This is a genomic window from Pseudomonas amygdali, assembly GCF_002699855.1.
GTDB lineage: Bacteria > Pseudomonadota > Gammaproteobacteria > Pseudomonadales > Pseudomonadaceae > Aquipseudomonas > Aquipseudomonas amygdali.
The window spans coordinates 1-22,150 of the sequence record NZ_LKBW01000046.1 but is presented as its reverse complement, the minus strand read 5'-3'; the positions used below and the strand labels follow the sequence as shown (position 1 = coordinate 22,150).

The following is a 22,150-nucleotide window of genomic DNA, read 5'->3' as shown; positions in this document are numbered from 1 at the left end:
TGGCCATGAACCTCATCTGCGCTATGTCACGCCCGCCGGTTCTGATGCTTTTATGTCTACTGGCAGGCTGCAAGACCCACCTCGACCCAGTGAGCTATTCACCGGATTATGCGGCGATCACCCGTGCCGATGGCCGTGTGGAGCTGGTGCCCCAGGCCTGTGTGCAACCAGCTGCACAGGACGAGATCGGTGTAGGTGAGGATTTTCAGCCATTGTTGCCGCCGGGCTGTGCCAGCAACCTGATTCTGCTGCAAATGGTCGAGCAGCGCGTAGATGTCATGCACGGCCGTGACACCGGGCCTGTTATGGCTGCACCGGTCGGGCGCGCCGCGCAGGTTTACATCGACGGCTATGACCGCGAAGAGCTGCGTCGGCGTCAGGCAGAGCAACAGGCCAGTACTGACACGCAGGAGGCCCGATGACCTCAGTTAGCGTCAATCAGCCCCATTTCACGAGCCTGCTCGGCGCGGTCCGGTATGGCCTTGACACGCCGGGCTTCGGCGATCAGCTTGCCGCGTTCGGCCTTGGTGATATCGTCGAAGGTCATGTTTTTGAGATCTTTCTCTTTTCCGGCCAGGACCATGACCAGCAGCTGGTTGCGTTGATGCCGCGGTTGCGCAAGGGGCGACTGGCTGACGCTGCGGATGGTCTCCAGGGCCTTCTGGTCGTCATCGCCCAGGGCGTATGCCAAGGCCAGATTGCATCGGGTGTCGAGGTCGTTCGGGGCCAGTCGCAGGCTGGTGCCGAAGGCGCTTTGGGCAGCGTCGGCCTGGCCAATCAGAATGTGCGCGATGCCCAGACGGTTCCAGGCCTGTGGCTGCTGCAACGTTTCGGCGGCCTGGGTCAGCGCAGTGATGGCGCGTTCCAGCTTACCCTGACGCAACTGCGCAGTACCCAGGCCCAGCAGCGCATCCGGGTCGTCGGCTTTCAGCTCAAGCGCCCGCTGATAAGCGCGCTCTGCGCCACGCGTGTCGTTGCTGACGAGCAGGGCTGCACCGAGTTTGCGCCACGCCTCGACACCCGCTTCGGGCTGCTGCGTGGCGCGCTGGTAGAACGACGCTGCCGTCGTCGAGTCGCCGCGTTTCTCCAGGTCGGCGGCCAGTTGCATGAAGCGCTCGTAGCTGGCGTCGGATTTGGGCTGAGTCGAACACGCCGCCAGACTCAGGCAGCCGAGCAACAACAACGTGGGGACGGAACGAGGTGGCATGGGCAAGGCTCTTGTGAAAGGGGGCGGGGCGAGGCGTATCAGCCGTCGACAGCCTTTGAGGGCGAGCGCCATTTTATAGCCCCTGCGCTGAATAGCGACCGTTTTCTGAAGCCTGTCTGCCAGCGGCCGTCGCATTGTCACGGAGGGCGCCATGAAGCACTTCAGGGCTGACCCGCCAGTTTCAAAATTGCTGATGCTGATCCTGCTGTGCCTGTTATCCGGCGTGCTTAAGGCCGCCTCGGAGCGCCAGCCCGACTGGTTCTCAGAGCCTTACGCCTACGTGTTGGTTGATCAGGATATTCGCGGTGCGCTGACTGAGTTCGGTCAACACCTTGGCCTGATCGTGGTGTTTTCCGAGAAGGTCCGGGGCAACGCACGAGGCACGGTACGTGGCGAGGATGCCGGTGAGTTTCTCACCCGCTTGTGCGATGCGAATCAACTGAGCTGGTACTTCGACGGCAACGTGCTGCACATCGCCGGTGCCGATGAGGTCGCCACCCGTGTGTTCGACCTGCAAGGGCCGCAGCTTGAAGAGTTGCAGCGTTATATGGCGCGGCTGGAAGTGTCCGGCCAGCCGATGTCCAGCCGCGTCAGCCCCGACAGCGACAGCCTTTTTGTTTCAGGGCCGCCAGCCTGGCTGGCGCAGATTCAGCACCATGTGGATCGTCAACCTGCCGCCGAGGTCGCGCCTGTAGTGCGTGAGCGCGGCGTGCGGGTGTTTCGTGGCGGTGTCGTCACTCAAGTCGCTACCGACCGTCAGTAAACCGAAGAAGGAGCACTACCCATGTCCATCAACGCCGTAGACAGCAATGTAGACATCAATGTTTCCAGTCAGGAATCGCGCTTCAACGCCGCCGTCGAAAACGCCGAGCAGGCTGCCAGCGACAGTGAGTTCAACGATGCCCTGATTACCCAGGCGGTCACCATTGGCGGGCAGTTCATTATCATGCCGCGCGCTCAGGAAATGCTCAACGAAGCCCAATCTGACGACGACTCTGAATAGGTTCCGACCATGACCGTCAATCCAGCTGCATCACCGGCGGCGGCTGCCTTGCCTTCGCCGGGAGGAGGCGGGGTTCCGCAGGCTTCCCAGAACCTCTTCGAACACATGGCCGAGACTTCCAAAGGCATGCCGCAGGGTGCCAGCCCGCATCAGATCGGTAGCAACCTGATGGAGCGACTGGATGGTTTTATTGACCGCTCGCGGCAGTTCTCAGAGCGGGCCGATGCGCTGACTCAGGGTAATGCATTGCAGTCCGCCAATCATGCTCCGAGCCCAGCCACCAGCGCTGTCCAGGCGCCGGGCAAGGTAGGTGAGCCGCAGGTCGATCGCATCGTCCAGTCGCTTGGACGGATGTTCGATTACTCCATCGAAACCCAGATGGTGGTACGCGGGGCAACCCAGATATCCGGCTCTGCCAATACCCTTCTAAAAGGTCAATGAACCATGCCCAAACGCCGCCGTGTCTTGCGCCTGTTGATAGTGGCGACGCTTGCAAGCCTGTTGCAGGCCTGCGATATCGATCTTTACACCAACCTCGGCGAGCGTGAGGCCAACGCCATGCTGGCGGTGCTGTTGCGTGATGGCATCCCGGCGTCACGCAAGGTTCAGGACAACGGTCAGCTCAAGGTGATGGTCGACGAAAAGCGCTTTGCCCAGGCGATGGCGGCGCTGGATGACGCAGGCCTGCCAGGGCAGAGCTTTTCCAATATGGGAGAGATTTTCAAAGGCAATGGCCTGGTGTCCTCGCCAGTGCAGGAGCGCGCGCAGATGGTGTATGCGCTGAGTGAGGAGCTGTCCCATACCGTTTCGCAGATAGATGGCATTCTGTCCGCGCGGGTGCATGTGGTGCTGCCTGACAATGATTTACTCAAACGGGTGATTTCGCCGTCCTCGGCATCGGTGCTGGTCCGTTTTGACCCGCGAACCGACATCAATGTGCTGATCCCGCAGATCAAGACGCTGGTTGCCAACGGCATCTCCGGGCTGGGCTACGACGGTGTTTCAGTCACGGCGATCAAGGCAGTCATTCCCGACAAGGCCAGTGCCCAGCCGCAGTTGGGCAGTTTCCTGGGCCTGTGGATGCTTGAAGATGACCTGCCAGCGGCACGCTGGCTGTTTGGCACTCTGCTGCTGGTTGCGCTGGTGCTTGCCGGACTGCTGGGCCGACAGTTCTGGAAGCGACGCCGGGGCGAGGGCTCATACGTGTTGAGTGAAGCGTCATGAATACGGCGCTGACCAGCCAGTGGCATGCACTGGCCGAACGTCCCTTGGCCTTTGTCCGCGAGCGCTGTCTGGCCGAATGCCTTGAACGTGACGTTGATGCGGCCCGACTTGCAGCGTTACGCGATTCACCGCGCTTTACCGCACGCCTTGAACAACTGCTGACCGGACATTTCAAGCTACAGCCGCTGGCGCAGCTGGACCTGCCTGCGGAACAGGATCTGGCTGTACTGCTGCTGAGCGAAAGCGATTTTTCGCATTTGACACGCCTGTGTGGTGCGGTCTGGCACGCGGCAACGCTGAGTCGGGAAATTCGTGGCGAAGTGGTCAGTGAGTACCGTCGCCTGCTGGGTAACGACACATTCTCGCTGGCCCTCACTCATCGGCATCTGGCCGGTGCGGCCGATCTATTGCGTACACCTGCCGAGTTGCTCCAGGCCATCGATCGCGATGGTGCTGCCTGTGTGGCCGCCTGGCTACAGTCCTGTCCTGCACAGCTGCAGGCCTGGCTGCGGCTGCGTCTGGCTGAACCTGTGCACGCTGCACCGGATGATGCGAAACAGATGACTGTGGTGCAAACCGTTGCTCGACACCTGACGGAGATCAGCAGCCATGAGTGATCTGCCAACACGATCAGGCTCCCGGGTGTTGCGTGCTGCCGACGCCGCTCGCTGGATCGACGGATTTGCCTTCATCAAAGCCGCGCATGAAGAGGCACGTTGCGTGCGTGAAAACAGCGCGCAATGGCTTGAACAGGCTCGCGCCGAAGGCTTCGAGCATGCCAGACAGGAGGGCGCCGAACGGGCCGCTGCATTGCTGGCACAGACCAGCGCCGAGGTCGACCGCTACCTGGCCGGGCTGGAAACTTCGCTGGCTGAACTGGCACTGGGCATCGCCCGACAGGTACTGGGAGAGATTGACGAGCGCGAGCGGTTGTTGCGCTGTACTGCGCAGGCGTTGGCAGCGTTTCGTCAGGATCAGGCGTTGACTCTGCATGTACCCGGCACTGAAGTTGAAGGTCTGCGCCAGCACCTGGCCCACGCGCCGCTGCCCTTGCATTCGCTGAGTATCGAAGGCGATGACCAGCTCGAAGCAGGGCAGGCGCGGTTGGGTGGCCCGGCGGGGTCCGTGGAACTCGGGCTGGAGGCCCAGCTGGATAATCTGCGCCGTGCGTTGTTACCGCTGGCAGAAGGTGATTCGCGATGACTGAGGCCCTGACGACGCTGCTGCCCAACCTCGGTTTGCGCTTGCAATTCGCCCAGCCCAGGCCCATGCGTGGGACGCTGCGCAGTATTCGTGGCGTGTTGCTGCGCGCCAGCGTCGCCGGCGTAGGCATCGGAGAGTTATGTGTGCTGCGCGATCCGGGTAACGGCCGAGAGCTGTCGGCGGAAGTTATCGGCTTCGATGAAGATGACGCGATCCTGTCGCCTATCGGCTCGATGGAGGGCCTTTCGACGCGTACCCAGATCATCGCCACAGGCCAGGCGCTCGGCGTGCAGGTTGGCGATGCCTTGCTGGGTCGTGTGATCAGCCCTATGGGCGAGTTTCTCGACGGACCTGCGCCGACTGCCACGCTCGGGATGCAGCATTATCCATTGCATGCAGAACCTCCGGCGCCCTTCAGCCGCCAGCGAATCGTCAAGCCACTGTCATTGGGCATACGAGCTATCGACAGCCTGTTGACCCTCGGCCAGGGGCAACGCATGGGTATTTTCGGCGAGCCGGGTGTGGGTAAGTCTTCCTTGTTGGCGAGTATCGTTCGCAATAGCGATGCCGACGTGATCGTCATCGGGCTTATCGGCGAGCGTGGCCGTGAAGTACGCGAACTGCTTGAAGGGCAACTCGACGCCACGGCCCGGGTACGTACCGTGGCGGTGGTTGCCACCTCTGACCGCCCCGCCGCCGAGCGGGTCAGGGCGGCTTACGTAGCGACCACTCTGGCTGAGTATCATCGTGATCAGGGGCGCAATGTGCTCTTGTTGATGGACAGCCTGACCCGTTTTGCCCGTGCCCAGCGCGAAATTGGTCTGGCAGTGGGGGAGCCGCCGACCCGGCGTGGTTATCCGCCTTCTTTTTTCTCGGCATTGCCGCGCCTGCTGGAGCGCGCCGGCCCTGGCCCGCAGGGCAGCATCACGGCGCTTTACACCGTATTGACCGAAGGTGATGCGGCCATGGACCCGGTGGCCGAGGAGACTCGCTCAATCCTTGATGGCCATATCGTGCTGAGCGCCGAACTGGCGCAGCGCGATCACTTTCCGGCAATCGATGTTTTACGCAGTCGCAGCCGCTTGATGGACCACATTGCGACTGCCGAACACAGGCAACTGGCATCACGGCTGCGTGAGTTGATTGCCCGCCGTCAGGAAATCGAACTGTTGATTCAGGTGGGTGAGTACGCGGTTGGCAGTGACCCGATAGCCGACGAGGCAATTGCCCGCCATTCGCCGATCGAGGCATTTCTGCGTCAGCCGCCCTCCGAACATGACAGCCTTGCGCAAACTCTGGCCCGCCTGCGCAAGGTGCTGGCATGAGCCCGTTTTTCGATTCGGCTCCTGATTCACTCTACGACTCGACGCCGATTGGTCTTTGCTATGGAAAAAAACGATGAAGAAGGCCGACCTGTACAGCCTGCAAGCCTTGCGTCTGTTGCGTGAGCAGCGCGCTGCCGCTCATCTTGGCGCTCAACGGGAGCGCTGCCGTGATAGCCACACCGAGCTGGATCAGGCACGGGAAAAGTTACGCCTGCATCGGGAACAACTGGCTCAGGAGGCCGAGCAGGCGGTCGGCCAGCTCAGCGAGGGCCTGTCGGTCAGCGAGTGGAAGGTCGTTCAGGAGCGCTTGAAGCAACTGCATGACGAACGCAAGGCATTGCAGGCCGATGCCGATAATGCGGTGTTGAACCTTGAGACTGAAGAGCAGGCACGCAAGCGGCTCAGGCAGGCGCACCTTGAACAGCTGAAAAAGTCCCGAGCCTGGCAGGACCTCGTCGAACAGCGCATGCGCAACGATGCGCGGGCCAGTGAGCAGCGCGATGAGGCCGATCAGGCAGACCTGCCCGTCAAAGGATCCCCACCTGGAGACGAGCGATGACGGTGTGCGTACAGCCAATGCCTTCGCCTCCAGGCATTGGTTCAGTCCGAAGCCGGCTTGCCCGGTTCGATGCTGATCTGTTGAGTTTGCATAACCTGTTGCATCGCCAGACAGCACCGTGGCGGATCGTTCTTGGGCAGCGCCCCATGCACGTGAGCTTGGCCAGCGCAGGTGGCGAGTGTCGCCGACCGGTGAGGGTGGCCATCAGGTTCGGGCAGGCCTACCTCGAACTTGTCGTTCCGTCGCGTCTTTTCGAGCTGTCAGGGCTGGGCTGGCTACCAGGTGCGTCAGTCGATACCCAGACCGATACCTTGTTACTGGAGCAGGCCTGGCTGAGCTGGATCGAGCCTCTGGAAACATTATCGGGCGAGCCTGTTCAGGTGCTCCCGTGGCCTGCACATCCGCTTGAAAATCCACTCAGGCTCGCGTTGGAAGTGCGGCCGGATGAGGTGCAGGCACAGGCGCTGGAAATACATTTGAATGCTGACAGCGCCCGGCACGTCATCGCGCTGCTCGACCGTAACGCCGTTACAAGACCGCAGCCGCTTGATGCATTGGTGCTCACGTTGAGTGTCGAGGCCGGGCAGGCACCATTAACCACCGCAGAGCTGCACAGTCTGGTGCCGGGTGATGTGGTCATGCTCGACACCCTGGCCGACACGCAGGTGCTGCTGCGACTGGGCAAGCGCTACCGGACGGTTGCCAGGCACCAGGGTGAAACCCTCGAATGGCTGGGGCCTCTGCGCACCGTCAGTCCCCATTATGTCTCCCACACTTTCAACAGGAACGATTCGATGAGTGAAATGACCGACGGTTCCGATCTGGATACTTCGCTGGATGAGCTGCCGCTTACGCTGGTCTGCCAACTGGGCAGCGTTGAACTGACGCTGGCGCAACTTCGCGAGATGGCGCCGGGCAGCCTGTTGCCGCTGGCCGGTTCGAGGCACGATGAGGTGGACCTGATGGTCAATGGCCGCCGTATAGGCCGTGGCGAGTTGGTGAGTATCGGCGACGGTCTGGGTGTGCGACTGCTGGGTTTCACTGCCTCATGAACGGTTACCAGCCGAACCTGATCGAAATCATTCTGGTCGTCGCTACTATCGGTTTGATTCCACTGGCCGTCGTGACGCTGACGGGATTCATGAAGATATCCGTGGTGCTGTTTCTGATCCGCAATGCGCTGGGCGTGCAGCAGACGCCGCCCAATCTGGTGCTTTACGGCATTGCGCTGATTCTGTCGGTATACGTGACTACGCCGCTGATCGGTGACATGTACCGGGAGGTGCAAGGCCGCGATCTGAGCCTGCAGAATGTCCAGCAACTGGAGGAACTCGGCAGCGCCTTGCGCCCGCCATTACAGGCGCACCTTTCGAAGTTCGCCAATGAAAGCGAACGCGGTTTTTTCGTCCAGGCCACTGAAACCATATGGTCGCCCGAAGCGCGAGCCGATCTGCGCGATGACGATCTTGTCGTGCTGATTCCGGCGTTCGTCAGCTCTGAACTGACCCGTGCCTTCGAGATCGGTTTTCTGCTCTATATCCCGTTTCTGGTCGTCGATCTGTTGGTCTCCAATGTGCTCATGGCGATGGGCATGTCGATGGTCTCGCCCACCTTGATTTCAATCCCGTTGAAGATTTTTCTGTTTGTGGCGCTCAGTGGCTGGTCAAGACTGATGCACGGTCTGATCCTGAGCTACGGAGGCTGACGCTGTGGGCCAGGATGTTTTTCTCTCGCTCATGAACAAGGCGCTGATGACTGTCTTGCTGCTCTCCGCTCCGGCGTTGATCGTGGCCATTGTCGTCGGCCTCAGTGTGGGCCTGTTACAGGCACTGACCCAGATCCAGGACCAGACACTGCCGCAAGTGGTCAAGCTGGTAGCGGTATTGCTGGTGATCGTGTTTGTCGGGCCGTTGCTGGCCGGGCAGGTGGCAGAGCTGGGCAATCAGGTGCTGGACAACTTTCCCTTGTGGACCCGATGAGTCGTCATGGGCGCTGATCTGACCAATGCGTTCATCGAAATCGCTTATCCGGTGATCAGTTCCGCATCGCTGGCAGCTTCGCGGGCGATGGGTGTGGTGATCATTACCCCGGCATTCAATCGTCTGGGCCTGACCGGTATGATCCGTGGCTGCGTGGCAGTGGCGATCTCGGTGCCGATGATCTTGCCGGTGTTCTCGGCGTTCACTTCTATGCCCGAGCACAGCGGTTTTTTCCTCGCGGGGCTGATGATCAAGGAGTTGCTGATCGGGCTGCTGATCGGCCTGTTGTTCGGCATACCGTTCTGGGCTGCCGAGGTGGCTGGCGAACTGATCGACCTGCAACGGGGTTCGACCATGGAGCAGCTGGTCGACCCTTTGGGGCAGGGGGAAGCGAGCGTGATGGCCACGCTGCTGACCGTCATGCTCATTACACTGTTTTTCATGTCGGGCGGCTTTATTCTGATGGTCGACGGTTACTACCATAGCTATCAGCTCTGGCCAGTCACCGAGTTCACGCCGTTGTTCAGCAGCGCTGCCCTGACCTCCATTCTGGCCATTCTCGACCAGGTGATGCGCATTGGTGTGCTGATGGTCGCGCCCTTGCTGATTGCGATGCTGATCACTGATCTGATGCTCGCGTACCTGTCGCGCATGGCACCCAGCCTGCATATTTTTGACCTTTCACTGCCGGTCAAGAACCTGTTTTTTGCGGTGTTGATGGTGGTTTATATCGGGTTTCTGATTCCGGTCATGATTGACCAACTGGCGCAATTTCGAGGAACGGTCGAGGTTCTGAAAACGCTGGCCAGCGAGGGCCCGGGATGAGTGAGTCGAGCGAGGAAAAAAGCCAGCCGGCCTCGGACAAGAAGCTGCGCGATGCACGCAAGAAGGGGCAGGTTGCCAAGAGCCAGGACCTCGTGTCGGGCATGGTCATCCTGCTGTGTACCTTGTGCATATCGGTGCTGCTGCCCAAGGCACGTGCGCAGGTCGAGGCACTGATAGATCTGACCGCACTGATCTATATCGAGCCGTTTGCAGAGGTCTGGCCACGGCTGCTCGATCACGCCGAGCAGATTGTCATCGGCATTACAGTGCCAGTGGTAGCCGTGACTGTCAGCGCGGTGATCCTGACCAACATCGTGACCATGCGCGGCGTGGTGTTTTCGATCGAGCCGATTCAGCCGGATATCAAACGTATCAACCCTACCGAGGGATTCAAGCGCATTTTCGCGATGCGCAACCTGATCGAATTTCTGAAGGGGCTGGTCAAGGTTGTGTTACTGGCGCTGGCATTCTATGTCGTCGGCCGCCAGGCGCTGCAGGCCCTGATGGAGTCATCGCGATGCGGCGAAGGCTGCATCGAGTCGACGTTCTATCTGGTCCTCAAACCACTGGTATTCACCGTGCTTGCAGCGTTTCTGCTGGTCGGCGCGGTAGATGTGCTGATGCAACGCTGGCTGTTCGGCCGTGAAATGAAAATGAGCCATAGCGAGCAGAAACGCGAACGCAAGGACATTGATGGCGACCCCATGATCAAGCGCGAACGCCAGCGTCAGCGTCGCGAAATGCAGGCACTGGCCACAAAGCTTGGGTTGGGGCGCGCCTCCTTGATTATTGGCGACAGCGGAGGTTGGGTGGTGGGCGTACGCTATGTGCGCGGTGAGACACCGGTGCCGATAGTGGTCTGTCGTGCCTCGTCACAGGATTCGAGCACCTTGCTGGCAGAGGCCTTGTCGCTGGGCATTGCCCGCTGGCCCGACGCAAGTCTCGCCGAAATGATCGCCCGGCGCAGCGTAGCTGGTGATCCGGTGCCGGAAAATACGTTTCAGGCAGTGGCCGATGCGCTGGTGGCGCAGCGGCTGATCTGACGCCTGACGCCGTGTTTCAATGTACCGCCGGGCAATGACGAGGGGCTGGTGTACCGGGCGCGATTTTCAGGCGGTTGAGGTCGGCGTTGATGCGCCAGGCCCAGAAATGTGTACCGTCCTGCCGAGCGATGTCCAACGCCTGGGTCAGCATCTTGCGTACCTCTTCCAGCGCATGAGTGTGTGGCTGACTGAGCATCAGCTGTGCCTTGACTCTCATGATCTCCGGCAAATACCAACGATCATGGTGTTCAACAGCGTTGATGTGAATTTCATCCAGCGTTTCCAGCGCAAGGGGTTCAAGCCGCAGCGCGGCCAGACCTGATACGTACTCGGTGTGCAGCATCGAACACAGCGGCGTTTCCACATGGTTGCGCAGCTGTTGAAGGGCTTCTCCCAGCAATGGCACGCCTGCTGCCGGGTTGCCCTCACGGATCAGCAGGATACTCTCGTAGCAACTGGTCAACTGACGCCAGATATGCAGCGGTTGCCGTTCGCTGCTTTTTTTAAGCACATCCAGAAAGTGACGTGTCTTGTGCAACGTACCTGCAATCAGCGTTGCGGGTATCGCACTGATGGCCAGGGTATACCAGAGCGTCGCGGGGTGACTTAGGGCAATGGCCTGCTTCACGTTGGTGTCCAGGGCAACCATCGCCTGGCCGGTATTGCCAACCAGCAACTGTACCTGGGCACGCAATGATTGTGCGGCAATTCGCTGGTCGAAATGCATGTCGATGATATGTGACGAAGCAGACCTTGAAGCGCCCAGAGCTTCTTCGATCGCCTGCCCGGCGGTTTTCATATCGCCCATGTAAAACGCGCTGGTGGCGCGCATTCGCCTGCCCAGCAACTGGCAGTCGGCGATTCTGTAATCCTTGCCCAGCGCGAGGAATCGCAAGGCTACCTCTTGAGCCTCGCGGTGCCTGTTGCTACAGGTGTGGTCGTTCCATTGGCCCCACAAAGCGCGCAGGCGATACTCGGAGTCGTTGAGCACTTCGGCATCCTCACTGACCTGTTGCCAGACCTCGCGCATTTCCTGCCCGGCACCGTAGGTAAGCATCAAAATACTGCCAGACATGGTCAACAAGCGCATACGCTGACGACGATCCATCTGCGCCTTTTCTTCGACGTGACGCGGTGTACCGAGGCTGACCCAGTCCTGGTACTCGCGCACCAGCGACAGCCTGAGCCACAGGGGTGAGCTGCTCAGGGTCAGTTCTACACCAAGTTGTCGATCACCCGCGGCTGAAAAGGCCCAGGTCAGTGCTGCGCGAATGGTGTCGATCTCTGCGGCGTAGCGCTGAGTCCAGACGTCTTGTGTCAGCTGATCGAGATCGAGTCTGGCCTGGTTGAGCAGGCGCAGTGCCCACTGGGCGTGGGCGCGGCACAAACGCGGCACATCATCGAGCTGAACGAGCTTGTCATGAGCATATAGGCGCGTGGTTTCCAACAGTCGAAAGCGCTTGCCCTGGCTGTGGTCAAAGGTTCCGAGCAGGGATTTTTCGAGCAGGCTTTCCAGCATCGGTAGCGTCATGCGTACATCCGGCAAACCGATATTGACGATTGCCATGACGCCATCAAGCGTGAATGAGCCATTGAAAATGGACAGTTGGCGCAGGAGTGCCTGCTCGTGTTCGGTGAGCATGCCGTAGGTCCAGTCCAGCGTAGCGCTTAGCGAACGCTGACGCGGTAACGCGGTGCGCAGTCCGGTCATCTGCAAGCGAAAACTGCCGTCCAGCAGCCCGACCAGATCGGCAATGCCGAATGTCCTGACGCGTGCAGCGGCCAGCTCGATTGCCAACGGATTGCCGTCCAGTTTGCGGCAGATGGCTGCGACCGCTTCGGTATCGCTGTCAGTCAACACAAATGCGGGGTCCTGCTCTCGGGCACGTGTGACAAACAGTTCCACACCCGAGTAGGCAATGGCAGTCTCGGCGCTGATAGTCTGGTTTTCGTCCGGTACTTGCAGGGGGCTGAGTTCATGCACCCATTCGCCTTGTACGCGTAAGGGCTCACGGCTGGTGACCACTACGCAGCACAGTGGGGCATTGGCCAATAATGCTTCTACGGCAGAGGCGGTTTCATCAAGTACATGCTCGCAGTTGTCCAGTACCAGCAATTGCTGCCGCTTTGCCAGTGAGGGCGGGATGTCACGCAGCGGCTGTTCGTTTTCAGTGCTTAAACCCAGGGCGAAGGCAATCCTGCCCACGACAGGCTGAGCGCAGCTGACCGGCGTCAGGTCGACGAATGCGGTGCTCAACGAGGCATGTGCAGCCAGGCTATCTGCCAGCGCCAGCGCCAGCGCCACGGTGGTCTTGCCCACGCCGCCAGGTCCGGTCAAGGTCAGCAAGCGACGCTCCAGCGTCAGTTCATGCAACTGACGGATCAGCGCATCACGGCCCAGCACCTGGCGCTTTATCGCCGGTGCCGCAGCAAATGTGTCTTTTGCAGGTGCAGGTGCAGGTAGCGCAGGAGCGGTTGCTGGTTGAACGCTCACCGGGGCGCTGAATCGATAACCCCTGCCTGGCACGGTGACGATATAGGTGAAATCGTCCTGCTCTTCCAGCGTTCTGCGTAACGTCACGATCTGCGCGCGCAGGTTGCATTCTTCCACCACTGCCTTTGGCCAGGCCAGTGTCAGCAATTCGGCCTTTTCCAGCAGTTCGCCGGGGCGTGTTGCGAATGCCACCAGCAGAGACATGGCGCGACTGCCCAGCGGTACCGGCTGCGAGTGCCTGAACAACAGCTGCTGCTGCGGGTGCAGCACAAAAGAGCCGAAGCGGATAGCTTCCTGCCCCTTGAGAGCGTCACGTGTTCTGATATCGACCGTTTTACCCGGGCCGCCTGTTTCAAAATCCATGCTTAGACCTGTATCAGAAGTAACAGCTGTGCTACCGCACCTTGCAGGAGCATGAGGTATTGATCTGTAAACGGTTTTTTTGATCTGCTTACATCCCGTAACGTCAGCTCGATGAGCTTGACGCGTCTGCTCGGGTGGGACGCTGAATCTTAATTAGCTGATGTGACCGTTTAGTTAGCCATGCATAAACCACGCCCGTAGTAATGGACACCATTTGCCGGTCAACCCGAGTACCGTCTGTCGACTGAGCGATAATTTTCTACAACCCTCATAAAGCGTCTCGGTGAGTTCGACGACTTCGGGCCCTGGACTGTTGAGATATTCATGTGAAAAACCGGAAATGTGCTGTATTGACCGTGCCTTCAAGGCTGTATGACTTGTCAGGGTGTCATCAGAAGTAAATCGTCTTGTTACCCGTAACGCGTTGCTTAATGAGGGCGCTGAGATAACTGTTCGAGGTAACTTTCCGGTCTGTGTCATCCCTTCTTAACGCAAGTCCGATTTAATCGCGTGTGATAGCGGATGCCTGGTCTTTGATCAGGTCCCGTGCCTCTGCCTTTTAGTCAGGCCCAGCTCGCACCAGTCTGACTCATGGCGCAGCTCGTTCTTTTGCGCGGGCAGCAGTTGTCGCTGTGATTTTTCTGGTGACCAATGGAAGGATAAAGACAATGACCTCCGTCAGCAAAATCACCACTGAAAAACCAAAAGACCCGGTAGACGCCAAGGCCTGGGAGCAGGCCGTGCAGCAGTCCAGGGATGCCGGTATCCAGTGGGAGTTACCTTCAGATGACAAGCGCTCTGCACAGGAAATCATTGATGACAACCCGTTGCTCAAAAGTCTGGGCGGACGAGGCGACCGTGGCGAAGCCAAACAGAACCTGATCGCTCAGGTGGGCGATTACACCAAGGATTCGAGCGCCGCATTCCGGGCTGTGCAATTGCTTGAACACATTGAGACCTTTGACGCCAATGGTAACCGTCTGGCCAGTAACGACATCGGCAATAATCGCATCGACGGGTATACCAGCAGCAGCGACGCGAAGCATGGCAGCGAAGCGGGTCGTTTGAAGGATTTCGGCAAGTTCGGTTTTTCCAGTCTGAAAGGCAAACTGCATGAGGTGCGATCCCCGGCTGACGACCCTGCCATCCGTGAGCAGGCCGAGAAACTGGGCATTCAGTGGGAGCGACCGAAAGGTGACGAGCGCGACGCGCAGGCCATAATCGACAGTGACCCGTTGTTGAAAAATCTGGGTAACCAGAGTGACGTCAAGGACATGCTCAAGGAGCAGGTCGGCGATTTCGAGCGCGATGCCGACGCAGCCTATCGCGCGACCCAGGTGCTGGCTCACATCGAACAGTTCGATGGCAACGGCGTGCGGATTGTCGGTAGCGATGTAGCGAACGGTGGCATTAACGGTTTCACCAAGAGTGGCGAGGCGAAGAACGGTACTGAAGCCGGTCGCCTGCAGGACTTTGGCAAGGACGGGTTTGCAAGCCTCAAGGGCGAGATGACCAATGTGTCGTCAGTGGGTGACAACAAGGAAGCACGTGAACAGGCCGAGAAACTCGGTTTTTTGTGGGAGTTGCCCAAGGATGACAAGCGTTCGGCCGAAGAGATCATCGACGCTAATCCGTTGTTGAAGAATCTGGGCAACCAGAGCGGCGTCAAGGACATGCTCAAGGAGCGGGTCGGCGATTTCGAAAAAGATGCCAATGCCGCGTTTCGTGCGGCCCAGGTGCTTGACCGGGTGACCCTGTACAACGAGAAGGGCGAGGCTCAGTCAGGTGGCCAGGTGTTCAACAGCAGCATTGATGGCTTCACCAAGGGCGCCGAGGCAAAGCATGGCACCGAGGCCGGACGGTTACAGGATTTTGGCAAGCTGGGCTTCGCCGCGCTGCCCGAGCTGAAAAAGAGCGAGGAGATCGGTAGTTACAAGGATTTTCTCAAGGCCAACCCTGACGCCGATGAGGCTTCAAAGCAGATCGCCAGATATGCGGCGATCATCGACGAAAATTACGACGCGATCAAAGGCAAGACCGGCTCTTCGGATTTTAACGCTGAAGCACTGACAGCCTACAAAGAGAAAAACCCTCAGTTGAGTGATGAGGTCAAGGAAGCGTTGGACTTCTGGTCGCAACCCGGTGCCTTTGCGTTGCTCGACAATGCGAAGAGTCCCCTGGAGCAGGGCACAGATGGCAAGGCCAGCCGCGGTGACATTCAGGCCTTTATCAAGACGGCTTCGCCGAAGGACGTCGGGGCGGTAGGTACATTGCTGGAAGCCGTTGCCGAGGGCAATCTGCTGGACAAGGTCAACACCGACCCGCTCAACAAGGATGTGTTCGATAACCCGCAAAATTACAGCGCAGAGCAGAAGGCTGCGGTACTTCAGGAACTCAAGGCTGCACAGAGTCTGATCGTGCAGGGCAGCGGTGCCGGGATGTGGAAGGACGACAAATCCAAGGTCCAGATCGCCAACAATGTACGCAGTCATCCCGATGCGCAGAAGCTGCTCGATGATGTCAACAAACATGTAGCGATGCTTGAAAAGGATGCCGCAGTAGTCAAGTTCTATAACGAGAATGCCACCAGCGAGGCAAGCAAGGTGCTGGAGGGCAGCGACGGGCTCAAGCGCGCGCTGCAAAGTACTTACGACAACGATATCAAGACCGGTGCTGCGCTGGACAAGCTGTGGGACGCCAATACCAAGGATGGCAAGACCGACCAGCAGACAGCGCTTGCTCAGTTCTACAGCTCGGCGCAAAGCGTTCAGGGCGCGCTGGGTTTCAGCAAACCGGGCGAAATTCAGGAAGCAGTGCAGAAATCCTCGCATAACAAGGATTTCGAGGCCTTCTATGAAAAATCTCTGGTGTCCGGTGAGCGCCTCAAAGAGCTGTTGAAAACTGAAAGCTTTGAAGTGGCGACCAGCCAGTTCAGCATGGAAGTGGCGATGTACAACGCCGCGCTGAACCCAGAGTTCACGGGTAAATACGACGACAAGCTGACAGAGAACTACACCGCGATTGCTCAGGAGAACGTCTTTAACGATGCCAGCTTCGAGGACCTGAAAAAAGCGTTCGGCAAGGAAGGCAGTGAAGCGCTGGATGAGGAGAAGTTCAAGGCACTGATCGACGAGATCAGTAAGAGCAATCCCGAACTGCTGATGAATGCCGATGGCAAACCCGCTACGTCTGACCAGATTCTTGGCGTTTTCAGGGGCAATTGGGATTTGCTGCGTCAGGGCACCAAGTCCATTTCCGAGCTGGGCCTGTTCAGCGATAACTCGTCGATAAAGGCCGCTTCCGGTGCCGGAGTCATGCATGGCGTCAGCGGCCTGTTCATGGCCGGTATCACCATCGCCAAAGGCGCAAATGGCGCGGGGGCCCTGACTGATCGGCAAATCGTCGACATCACTACCGGTTCGGTACAAAGCGCAACGTTGCTGGTCGAGGGCGGCATCAAGAACGTCACGACCATGTTCAAGGATATCAAGGACGTACTGGAGCCGGACGTTTACAAGGAATCACGACTAACCTGTCGAAACTGGAAAACGCCGCGAAGGGGCTCGGTGGACTTGCCGGTGTGGCTGCGGGTGCTTACGGCATCTTTGATGGAGTGAAGTCGATCAGAAGAGGCGAGCTGGTTGCCGGTGGCATGAGCATCACTGCCGGATCTCTCGGCGCTATGGCAGGTCTGGCATCTGCAGCTGAAGGCGCTGCGGGCGTTCTGCAACTGACGGGCAGCGTGGTCCGTGCCTTGCCGCTGCTCGCTGGCAGCCTTGGTATTGCCGCAGCCGGCGTGGGAGCTCTGGCGTTGCTGATTCCCGGTCTGATCGAGGAAGGCAAGCAGGAAACGCGCGTTGACCGCTTCTCCGATCACCTCAGGGACTACCTGACCCAGTACGAGATCGACGGCGTCGAGAACGGCGACATCTATGATGTGCCGGACAGCGAGTGGCCGGGCCCAGAGGAAACCACGATCGCTTCGTGATGTGAACAGGCTGGGGCAACCCGGCCTGTTTTTTATGCGAGTCCCTGCCTGCTTCAATCAGTTTTTCATTTCGGCCTCACACATTTCAAACATCTGGAGCCTGATCATGGCGACATTCGCGCTCTGCGAAACACGCCTCCATTGATCATCCAGGTAGACACAATGAACAAACTGCCCCAGATAACCCTGGCGTTCTGGATCATGAAGATCTGCGCGACCACACTTGGCGAAACAGCGGGCGACTTATTGTCGATGACGCTTGATGTCGGGTATGCGATCAGCTCTCTGATACTGATAAGCCTGTTTGTAGCCGCGCTCGTGACACAGCTTGCCGCAAAACGTTATCACCCGATGCTTTACTGGTTGGTCATTCTTTCCACCAGTACCGCAGGCACCACGATGTCGGACTTCATGGACCGAACACTCGGGCTTGGATACGCAACGGGTTCTGCAATCCTGATTACCCTGCTGATGGCCATTTTTTGCGCGTGGTATGTCAGCGAGAAATCGTTGTCGGTAGACAGAGTATCGACGCTGAAAGGTGAGCTTTTTTACTGGTTCGCGATTCTCATCTCCAACACGCTGGGCACAGCGCTCGGCGATTACCTGGCCGACGACTCGGGGCTCGGCTTTGCCGGAGGTGCGGTGCTGATCGGTTCTGCGATAGCGTTGGTCGTTGTCCTGCATTTCACCACCAGACTGTCCTCGATCATGCTTTTCTGGATCGCCTTTGTGCTGACGAGGCCATTCGGGGCGACGTTGGGCGATGTGCTGACCAAGCCCTACGAGAAGGGCGGGCTGGATTTCGGCACGATAGGGTCGTCCGCCGTGTTGCTCGCGGTGTTGCTGGTGCTGGTGGTGGTGGCGACTTACCGTGAGCGTAAACCTTCGCCAGCCGATAACAGGCTGATTGAGAGCTGACCCGGTCAGGCCTGAAGCAGTTCGCTCAAGGCCTCATTCAACTGCTCTGCACTGAACGGTTTGGCGACGCAGCGCCGGTCAACCCATACCTCGGGGATGCCCAGTCGCCCATACCCGGAGCAAAACATGAAGGGTATGCCGCGATGGGCAATGGCCGCTGCTATCGGGAACGAGTTACCGCCGATGATATTGATATCCAGAATGGCCAGGTCATAGTCGCCGTTGCGCGCGTATTCAATGCCTTCGCCAAGCGAACTGGCGTGGTAGGCGGTAGCGAACCCCAGGTCCTCAAGCATCATTTCCATCAGCATTGCGAGCATTGTCTCGTCCTCGACCAGCAGCACTTTGGGGAGCGAGGTATGGTCGTCTGATTCTGAACTCATAAGCTGCCTTCCGGTTTGTCTGGCCAAGGGATCAGCATCGACCAGATAATGCCTGTGCTGGCGAACTGAATGTCGACCTTGCCTTTGAGTTCTCGTTCGATACTGCGGCGTATCAAGCGAAAGCCAAAGCCTTTTACCGTGCTTGCGGCAATCGGCGGGCCGCCTGTTTCACTCCATTCGATCTTCAGCGTGGGAGGATTGTGTCCGGCATCCAGGGTGGAGATCACCGTCACCTGGCCTGCTGCTGATGAAAGTGCACCATGCTGCACCGCGTTAGCCATCAGTTCGTGCAGAACCATTGAGAGCGTCAATGACACGCGCGGCTCCAGAGTTACCGGATTGCCTGTGAAGCTGATCTTGTGCGCCCCCGCGTTTACCGCTTGAAGCTGCTCGATCAGGTCGACCAGTTCAGTGGATATCCACTCTGCCCGGGCCAGCGCATCATGCGCCTGGCTCAGTGCAAACAGACGTGCATCGAAGCTTTTGCGAAAGGACTCCAGTGAGGCAGAGCTGTTGACCGTGAGAGAGGCGATGGCCTGAACGGTTGCCAGGGTGTTTTTGACCCGATGGTTCAGTTCGTTCAGCAGCCCCGCGCGGGTCAGGCGATCTTCCAGTTGCTGGCGCTCCAGTTTGCTGGAGATCGATTGCGCCAGTCGATGAGTCGTGTCGCTCTGTTTTAAAAACGTCGCCTCGCCAATGACATCCTGCCCCTCATGCATAGGCAGCGTGAAGGAAAATACACTTCCCGAATCGAGTGAGCTTTCGGCCCACAAGCGTCCACCGTGGGCGGTGATAATACCCTGGCATATATAAAGACCCAGGCCGTTGCCTCGTGGGTTGCCTTCCTTGACAGACCAATAACGCTGGAAAATATAGGGCAAGTGTTCCGCCGGGATACCTATCCCGTCATCACTGACCTTGAACAGGACTTCATTTTCACTGGCGACCGCATCGATGTTGATTCGGCCACCTTTGGGGGTGAACTTGATGGCGTTACCCACCAGGTTGGAAAGCACCTGAAAGATTCGCTCCGGATCCGCATTGATGACCAGACCCTGCGCGGCGGTGCAATTGAGTTCGATATTCTTTTCAGTAGTCAGCATGACCAGAAGGCTGCATGCCTCTTCAAGCAGACTGGTGACACCCAGCGGCAAGCGTGAGAGCTGATAACGGCCTGCTTCAATCTGTGCGGTATCGAGCAAGTCTTCAAGAAGACTGTTCATGCGGGTTGTCGCTTTCTCGATGGTGCCCAGTGCGCGCCGGATGTTGCGGTTTTCAGAGTGTGTATCGCCGATTGCCCATCGCTGCATCATGCCGCACTGCATGATGATGATCGACATCGGGTTGCGCAGGTCATGGGACACCACCGCGACCAGCTCATCGCGCAAACGCACCGCCTCCTGCTCGCGCTGAACCTGGCGCTCCAGGTCGTTCTCCAGCGCTGAGCGGCGTATGTCTTCAGCACCATAAAGATCGCCCCGCGACCAGGGGCTGGCGATGCCTGTGACCTGCTGTTCCCACGCGTCGAAAGACTGTCTCGGGCGCAAGCGGTGGCGTGCGGAGCCTTCCGGGCTGGTACTCACATGGTGGGCCGGGTTTCCGCTCCAGTTCATTGTCGAGGTGAGCTGAGCACGAAACCACATGACCGCGTTATCAATAGGCTTGGGCAATGTAAAGGCAATCACGCCGCTCGCGACATCTCTGTAGGCCGCGCTTTCGGGATACTCCTTGTGCATGGAGTGGGTATGAAAAACACCCAGACCCTGCAAGCCTGTCGTTCGCTGCGTCGACCGCTGGCGTGCCAGCCCTGTGTCCCGAATCCAGAGGTACAGCGCTTGCACCTGCTCGGTCGTAGGGCATACGCCGAACAGGTGAACCCGGTCGTCAATCAGAACCGCGACGCCGTCCGCCAGTGTCAAGGACTGAAGCAGTTCGGGTCGGCTCACCAGGCCGTCGAGGATTTCATGGTCGGCACGACTCATTGCGTCTGCCAGTTGCCCGAGCAGGACAACTTTCTCTTCCCGTTCGCGCTGGATATCAGTTGCAACAATTGCGGAAATTTTCACCGACAACAGTTGCCCGATCATTGCACAGGCATCGCGCAGCTCTCTGGACACCAGCAGCGGTTCAGGATGCCCACAGGCGATAAGACCCCAAAGTTCGCCGCCGTCCAGCAGCGAGATGCTCATCGATGAGCGCACGCCCATGTTCTTGAGGTATTCGCAGTGAACAGGGGACACGCTACGCAGCGTCGAGAAGCCCAGATCGAGTGGCTGGCCTGTTGCAGGTCGCAGTGTCGGTATCAGGGGGACGGGAACGTAGGTTGCGTCCGGAATCACCCGAATCCAGTTCAAACGATACAGCTCTCGCGCCTGGGCAGGAATATCCGAGCCTGGGAAGTTCAAACCACTGTAACTGGGTAATAGCCCGGTCAACGCCTGGGCAACGGCTTTGCCATGCCCCTCGGGCTCGAACCGGTAAATCATCACCCGGTCGTAGCCGGTAAGTGCCTGAATCTCGTGAACACTGATATCGAACAGCGTTTCCAGCGTGGTCGCTGCCTGCAGGTTGCGCAACACACGGGTAATGATTCTGGACTGTTCGTGGTCGGCTTCGACGAAGGGTTCCAGTTCGATAATCAGCACGTCATCGGTACGGTGCAGCGAAGCACTGTAGTGAGCGCTTCCCAGCGTCAGTCGTATCGGATCAATGTGTGGAGCAGCAGGGTGGTGGTACGCATTTTCGATAATCGTCGCCTGCTCGGGCGATAACAGCAATGACAGGGGCCTGCCCAGCAACGCGTCGCTGTCCAGCCCAAGCTCATTTGCGCAATTGGCGCTGACTTGTTCGATACACAGCGGGTTGCCTGCAACGCTGAGCAACACGCCATGAGGCTGGATTGCGTCGGGCACCCGAATCGGTTCACGGGCACACTCGGCAAGCGCGGCTTCAAGCGCTGCATCTGGGCCTGCAGCGAGCATGGGCTCGATCATTTGCGTGAACTCCATAGGGTATTTCAACCGGAAACAGCCTGCCGCTGCCTTGGTACGACATGCAGTCGTTAAGCACAAAGAGCGATTCGGATAGTTTTTGTCAGCCGCGACAAAACTTTGAGCGACCAACAGCCCGGATGGACAGCGCAAGAAAATGCGAGGTTGCCGCGAAGGTGCGGCGTGGAGACCTGGATAATACAGCTCTGCTGATGCAAGCCAGAGAGTGAAGGAGGTGTGCCACCATAACAGGTGCCAAGAGGACGCGTGGCTTTAACTGTTTTTTCGGCCAGAAGGCGCCAATTACAAAAAAGCCCCGCCAGACATTGTCTGGCGGGGCTTTGCTTCAAGCTGTGAAAGCCTTAGAGCGCCATGTCACTGGCTGGATTGCTTTTCGCTGGCTGTGCAGCAGGTGCAGGTGTTGGAGCATTACCTGTCTTGTTCACCGGCGGCGGTGGAGTCAGATGCAGGACTTCGGCTGTGTAAGCCCATTCCTCGGCAACGCGATCCGGGTTGTTGTTCGAGACTGTCAGAAATTTTGTGTTCGGTCATAACATGTAGCTAGAGGTGCATGTATGCCGACCAAAAAGAAGTCCGCCAATGCAACAGCGAGGGAGTTGCCCTCGATTCCCCAAGAGCTGAT

The 22,150-nt window shown here is 58.6% G+C and carries 19 protein-coding genes and 2 pseudogenes; 16 read left to right on the top strand and 5 right to left on the bottom strand.

What is annotated here, in order from left to right:
- Window positions 1–5: 5 nt before the first annotated feature.
- Complete coding sequence (locus tag AO277_RS05275; protein ID WP_029241019.1) at window positions 6–422, top strand: hypothetical protein; 417 nt, start codon at window positions 6–8, stop codon at window positions 420–422.
- 2 nt (window positions 423–424) lie between these two features.
- On the opposite strand, the gene AO277_RS05270 is transcribed toward AO277_RS05275, so the two are convergent.
- Window positions 425–1,207: a tetratricopeptide repeat protein gene (locus AO277_RS05270; RefSeq protein WP_044317901.1), complete on the bottom strand. Its 783-nt coding sequence runs from the start codon at window positions 1,205–1,207 to the stop codon at window positions 425–427.
- A 151-nt stretch (window positions 1,208–1,358) separates the two neighbouring features.
- Between AO277_RS05270 and AO277_RS05265 the strand changes: the two genes are divergently transcribed.
- The 13 genes from AO277_RS05265 to AO277_RS05205 all read left to right on the top strand — a co-directional run bounded on the left by AO277_RS05265 (window position 1,359) and on the right by AO277_RS05205 (window position 10,368).
- A complete protein-coding gene (locus tag AO277_RS05265) occupies window positions 1,359–1,970 on the top strand; it encodes a hypothetical protein (RefSeq protein WP_002553571.1) in 612 nt (203 codons plus the stop codon).
- A 21-nt stretch (window positions 1,971–1,991) separates the two neighbouring features.
- Window positions 1,992–2,210, top strand: coding sequence for a hypothetical protein (locus AO277_RS05260; RefSeq protein ID WP_002553572.1), 219 nt, complete (start codon window positions 1,992–1,994; stop codon window positions 2,208–2,210).
- A gap of 9 nt (window positions 2,211–2,219) precedes the next feature.
- Window positions 2,220–2,651, top strand: a complete 432-nt coding sequence (locus AO277_RS05255; RefSeq protein WP_002553573.1) for a hypothetical protein — start codon at window positions 2,220–2,222, stop codon at window positions 2,649–2,651.
- Window positions 2,652–2,654: 3 nt separating this feature from the next.
- The gene (sctJ, locus tag AO277_RS05250) at window positions 2,655–3,434 is read left to right on the top strand and encodes a type III secretion system inner membrane ring lipoprotein SctJ (RefSeq protein WP_002553574.1); all 780 of its coding nucleotides are present in this window, start codon (window positions 2,655–2,657) and stop codon (window positions 3,432–3,434) included.
- Window positions 3,431–4,051 carry a hypothetical protein gene (locus AO277_RS05245; RefSeq protein WP_044317902.1) on the top strand — a complete coding sequence of 207 codons (621 nt, stop codon included), beginning with the start codon at window positions 3,431–3,433 and terminating at the stop codon, window positions 4,049–4,051. The genes sctJ and AO277_RS05245 overlap by 4 nt, the downstream gene beginning before the upstream one ends.
- Entirely contained in the window at window positions 4,044–4,637 is a 594-nt protein-coding gene (locus AO277_RS05240; protein ID WP_044317903.1) for a FliH/SctL family protein, read from the top strand. Before AO277_RS05245 ends, AO277_RS05240 begins: the two co-directional genes overlap by 8 nt.
- Window positions 4,634–5,962, top strand: a complete 1,329-nt coding sequence (locus tag AO277_RS05235; protein WP_044317904.1) for a FliI/YscN family ATPase — start codon at window positions 4,634–4,636, stop codon at window positions 5,960–5,962. Before AO277_RS05240 ends, AO277_RS05235 begins: the two co-directional genes overlap by 4 nt.
- Before the next feature lie 73 nt (window positions 5,963–6,035).
- On the top strand, window positions 6,036–6,521 hold the full coding sequence (locus AO277_RS05230) for a hypothetical protein (RefSeq protein ID WP_005733364.1): 486 nt from the start codon (window positions 6,036–6,038) through the stop codon (window positions 6,519–6,521).
- Complete coding sequence (gene sctQ / locus AO277_RS05225; protein ID WP_044317905.1) at window positions 6,518–7,573, top strand: type III secretion system cytoplasmic ring protein SctQ; 1,056 nt, start codon at window positions 6,518–6,520, stop codon at window positions 7,571–7,573. The genes AO277_RS05230 and sctQ overlap by 4 nt, the downstream gene beginning before the upstream one ends.
- Window positions 7,570–8,226 (top strand): type III secretion system export apparatus subunit SctR, encoded by a 657-nt coding sequence (gene sctR / locus AO277_RS05220; RefSeq protein ID WP_004658168.1) that lies wholly within the window; start codon window positions 7,570–7,572, stop codon window positions 8,224–8,226. Before sctQ ends, sctR begins: the two co-directional genes overlap by 4 nt.
- Before the next feature lie 4 nt (window positions 8,227–8,230).
- Window positions 8,231–8,500: a type III secretion system export apparatus subunit SctS gene (gene sctS / locus AO277_RS05215; RefSeq protein ID WP_002553581.1), complete on the top strand. Its 270-nt coding sequence runs from the start codon at window positions 8,231–8,233 to the stop codon at window positions 8,498–8,500.
- A 6-nt stretch (window positions 8,501–8,506) separates the two neighbouring features.
- Window positions 8,507–9,325 (top strand): type III secretion system export apparatus subunit SctT, encoded by an 819-nt coding sequence (gene sctT, locus AO277_RS05210; protein ID WP_004643252.1) that lies wholly within the window; start codon window positions 8,507–8,509, stop codon window positions 9,323–9,325.
- Window positions 9,322–10,368 (top strand): EscU/YscU/HrcU family type III secretion system export apparatus switch protein, encoded by a 1,047-nt coding sequence (locus AO277_RS05205; protein WP_044317906.1) that lies wholly within the window; start codon window positions 9,322–9,324, stop codon window positions 10,366–10,368. The genes sctT and AO277_RS05205 overlap by 4 nt, the downstream gene beginning before the upstream one ends.
- Before the next feature lie 16 nt (window positions 10,369–10,384).
- Here AO277_RS05205 and AO277_RS05200 read toward each other — a convergent pair whose 3' ends face one another.
- On the bottom strand, window positions 10,385–13,225 hold the full coding sequence (locus AO277_RS05200) for an ATP-binding protein (RefSeq protein ID WP_044317907.1): 2,841 nt from the start codon (window positions 13,223–13,225) through the stop codon (window positions 10,385–10,387).
- Between the two features lie 668 nt (window positions 13,226–13,893).
- Here AO277_RS05200 and AO277_RS05195 point away from each other — a divergent pair.
- Window positions 13,894–17,213: pseudogene (locus AO277_RS05195) on the top strand (type III effector HrpK domain-containing protein).
- 162 nt (window positions 17,214–17,375) lie between these two features.
- Entirely contained in the window at window positions 17,376–18,134 is a 759-nt protein-coding gene (locus AO277_RS05190; RefSeq protein WP_044317908.1) for a COG4705 family protein, read from the top strand.
- Between the two features lie 5 nt (window positions 18,135–18,139).
- On the opposite strand, the gene AO277_RS05185 is transcribed toward AO277_RS05190, so the two are convergent.
- From AO277_RS05185 to AO277_RS29570, 3 genes and pseudogenes are all read right to left on the bottom strand, one after another.
- Window positions 18,140–18,517 (bottom strand): response regulator, encoded by a 378-nt coding sequence (locus AO277_RS05185; protein ID WP_002553587.1) that lies wholly within the window; start codon window positions 18,515–18,517, stop codon window positions 18,140–18,142.
- Window positions 18,514–21,510 (bottom strand): ATP-binding protein, encoded by a 2,997-nt coding sequence (locus tag AO277_RS05180; protein ID WP_044317913.1) that lies wholly within the window; start codon window positions 21,508–21,510, stop codon window positions 18,514–18,516. Before AO277_RS05180 ends, AO277_RS05185 begins: the two co-directional genes overlap by 4 nt.
- A gap of 359 nt (window positions 21,511–21,869) precedes the next feature.
- A pseudogene (locus AO277_RS29570) lies at window positions 21,870–22,037 on the bottom strand (malate:quinone oxidoreductase); the annotation flags it as partial.
- Window positions 22,038–22,150 lie beyond the last annotated feature (113 nt).

Excerpts from the sequence above, each read along its gene's own strand:
- AO277_RS05275 (WP_029241019.1), top strand. The coding sequence starts at position 6 with ATGAACCTCATCTGCGCTATGTCACGCCCGCCGGTTCTGATGCTTTTA.
- AO277_RS05270 (WP_044317901.1), bottom strand. The coding sequence starts at position 1,207 with ATGCCACCTCGTTCCGTCCCCACGTTGTTGTTGCTCGGCTGCCTGAGT.
- AO277_RS05265 (WP_002553571.1), top strand. The coding sequence starts at position 1,359 with ATGAAGCACTTCAGGGCTGACCCGCCAGTTTCAAAATTGCTGATGCTG.
- AO277_RS05260 (WP_002553572.1), top strand. The coding sequence starts at position 1,992 with ATGTCCATCAACGCCGTAGACAGCAATGTAGACATCAATGTTTCCAGT.
- AO277_RS05255 (WP_002553573.1), top strand. The coding sequence starts at position 2,220 with ATGACCGTCAATCCAGCTGCATCACCGGCGGCGGCTGCCTTGCCTTCG.
- sctJ (WP_002553574.1), top strand. The coding sequence starts at position 2,655 with ATGCCCAAACGCCGCCGTGTCTTGCGCCTGTTGATAGTGGCGACGCTT.
- AO277_RS05245 (WP_044317902.1), top strand. The coding sequence starts at position 3,431 with ATGAATACGGCGCTGACCAGCCAGTGGCATGCACTGGCCGAACGTCCC.
- AO277_RS05240 (WP_044317903.1), top strand. The coding sequence starts at position 4,044 with ATGAGTGATCTGCCAACACGATCAGGCTCCCGGGTGTTGCGTGCTGCC.
- AO277_RS05235 (WP_044317904.1), top strand. The coding sequence starts at position 4,634 with ATGACTGAGGCCCTGACGACGCTGCTGCCCAACCTCGGTTTGCGCTTG.
- AO277_RS05230 (WP_005733364.1), top strand. The coding sequence starts at position 6,036 with ATGAAGAAGGCCGACCTGTACAGCCTGCAAGCCTTGCGTCTGTTGCGT.
- sctQ (WP_044317905.1), top strand. The coding sequence starts at position 6,518 with ATGACGGTGTGCGTACAGCCAATGCCTTCGCCTCCAGGCATTGGTTCA.
- sctR (WP_004658168.1), top strand. The coding sequence starts at position 7,570 with ATGAACGGTTACCAGCCGAACCTGATCGAAATCATTCTGGTCGTCGCT.
- sctT (WP_004643252.1), top strand. The coding sequence starts at position 8,507 with ATGGGCGCTGATCTGACCAATGCGTTCATCGAAATCGCTTATCCGGTG.
- AO277_RS05205 (WP_044317906.1), top strand. The coding sequence starts at position 9,322 with ATGAGTGAGTCGAGCGAGGAAAAAAGCCAGCCGGCCTCGGACAAGAAG.
- AO277_RS05200 (WP_044317907.1), bottom strand. The coding sequence starts at position 13,225 with ATGGATTTTGAAACAGGCGGCCCGGGTAAAACGGTCGATATCAGAACA.
- AO277_RS05190 (WP_044317908.1), top strand. The coding sequence starts at position 17,376 with ATGAACAAACTGCCCCAGATAACCCTGGCGTTCTGGATCATGAAGATC.
- AO277_RS05185 (WP_002553587.1), bottom strand. The coding sequence starts at position 18,517 with ATGAGTTCAGAATCAGACGACCATACCTCGCTCCCCAAAGTGCTGCTG.
- AO277_RS05180 (WP_044317913.1), bottom strand. The coding sequence starts at position 21,510 with ATGATCGAGCCCATGCTCGCTGCAGGCCCAGATGCAGCGCTTGAAGCC.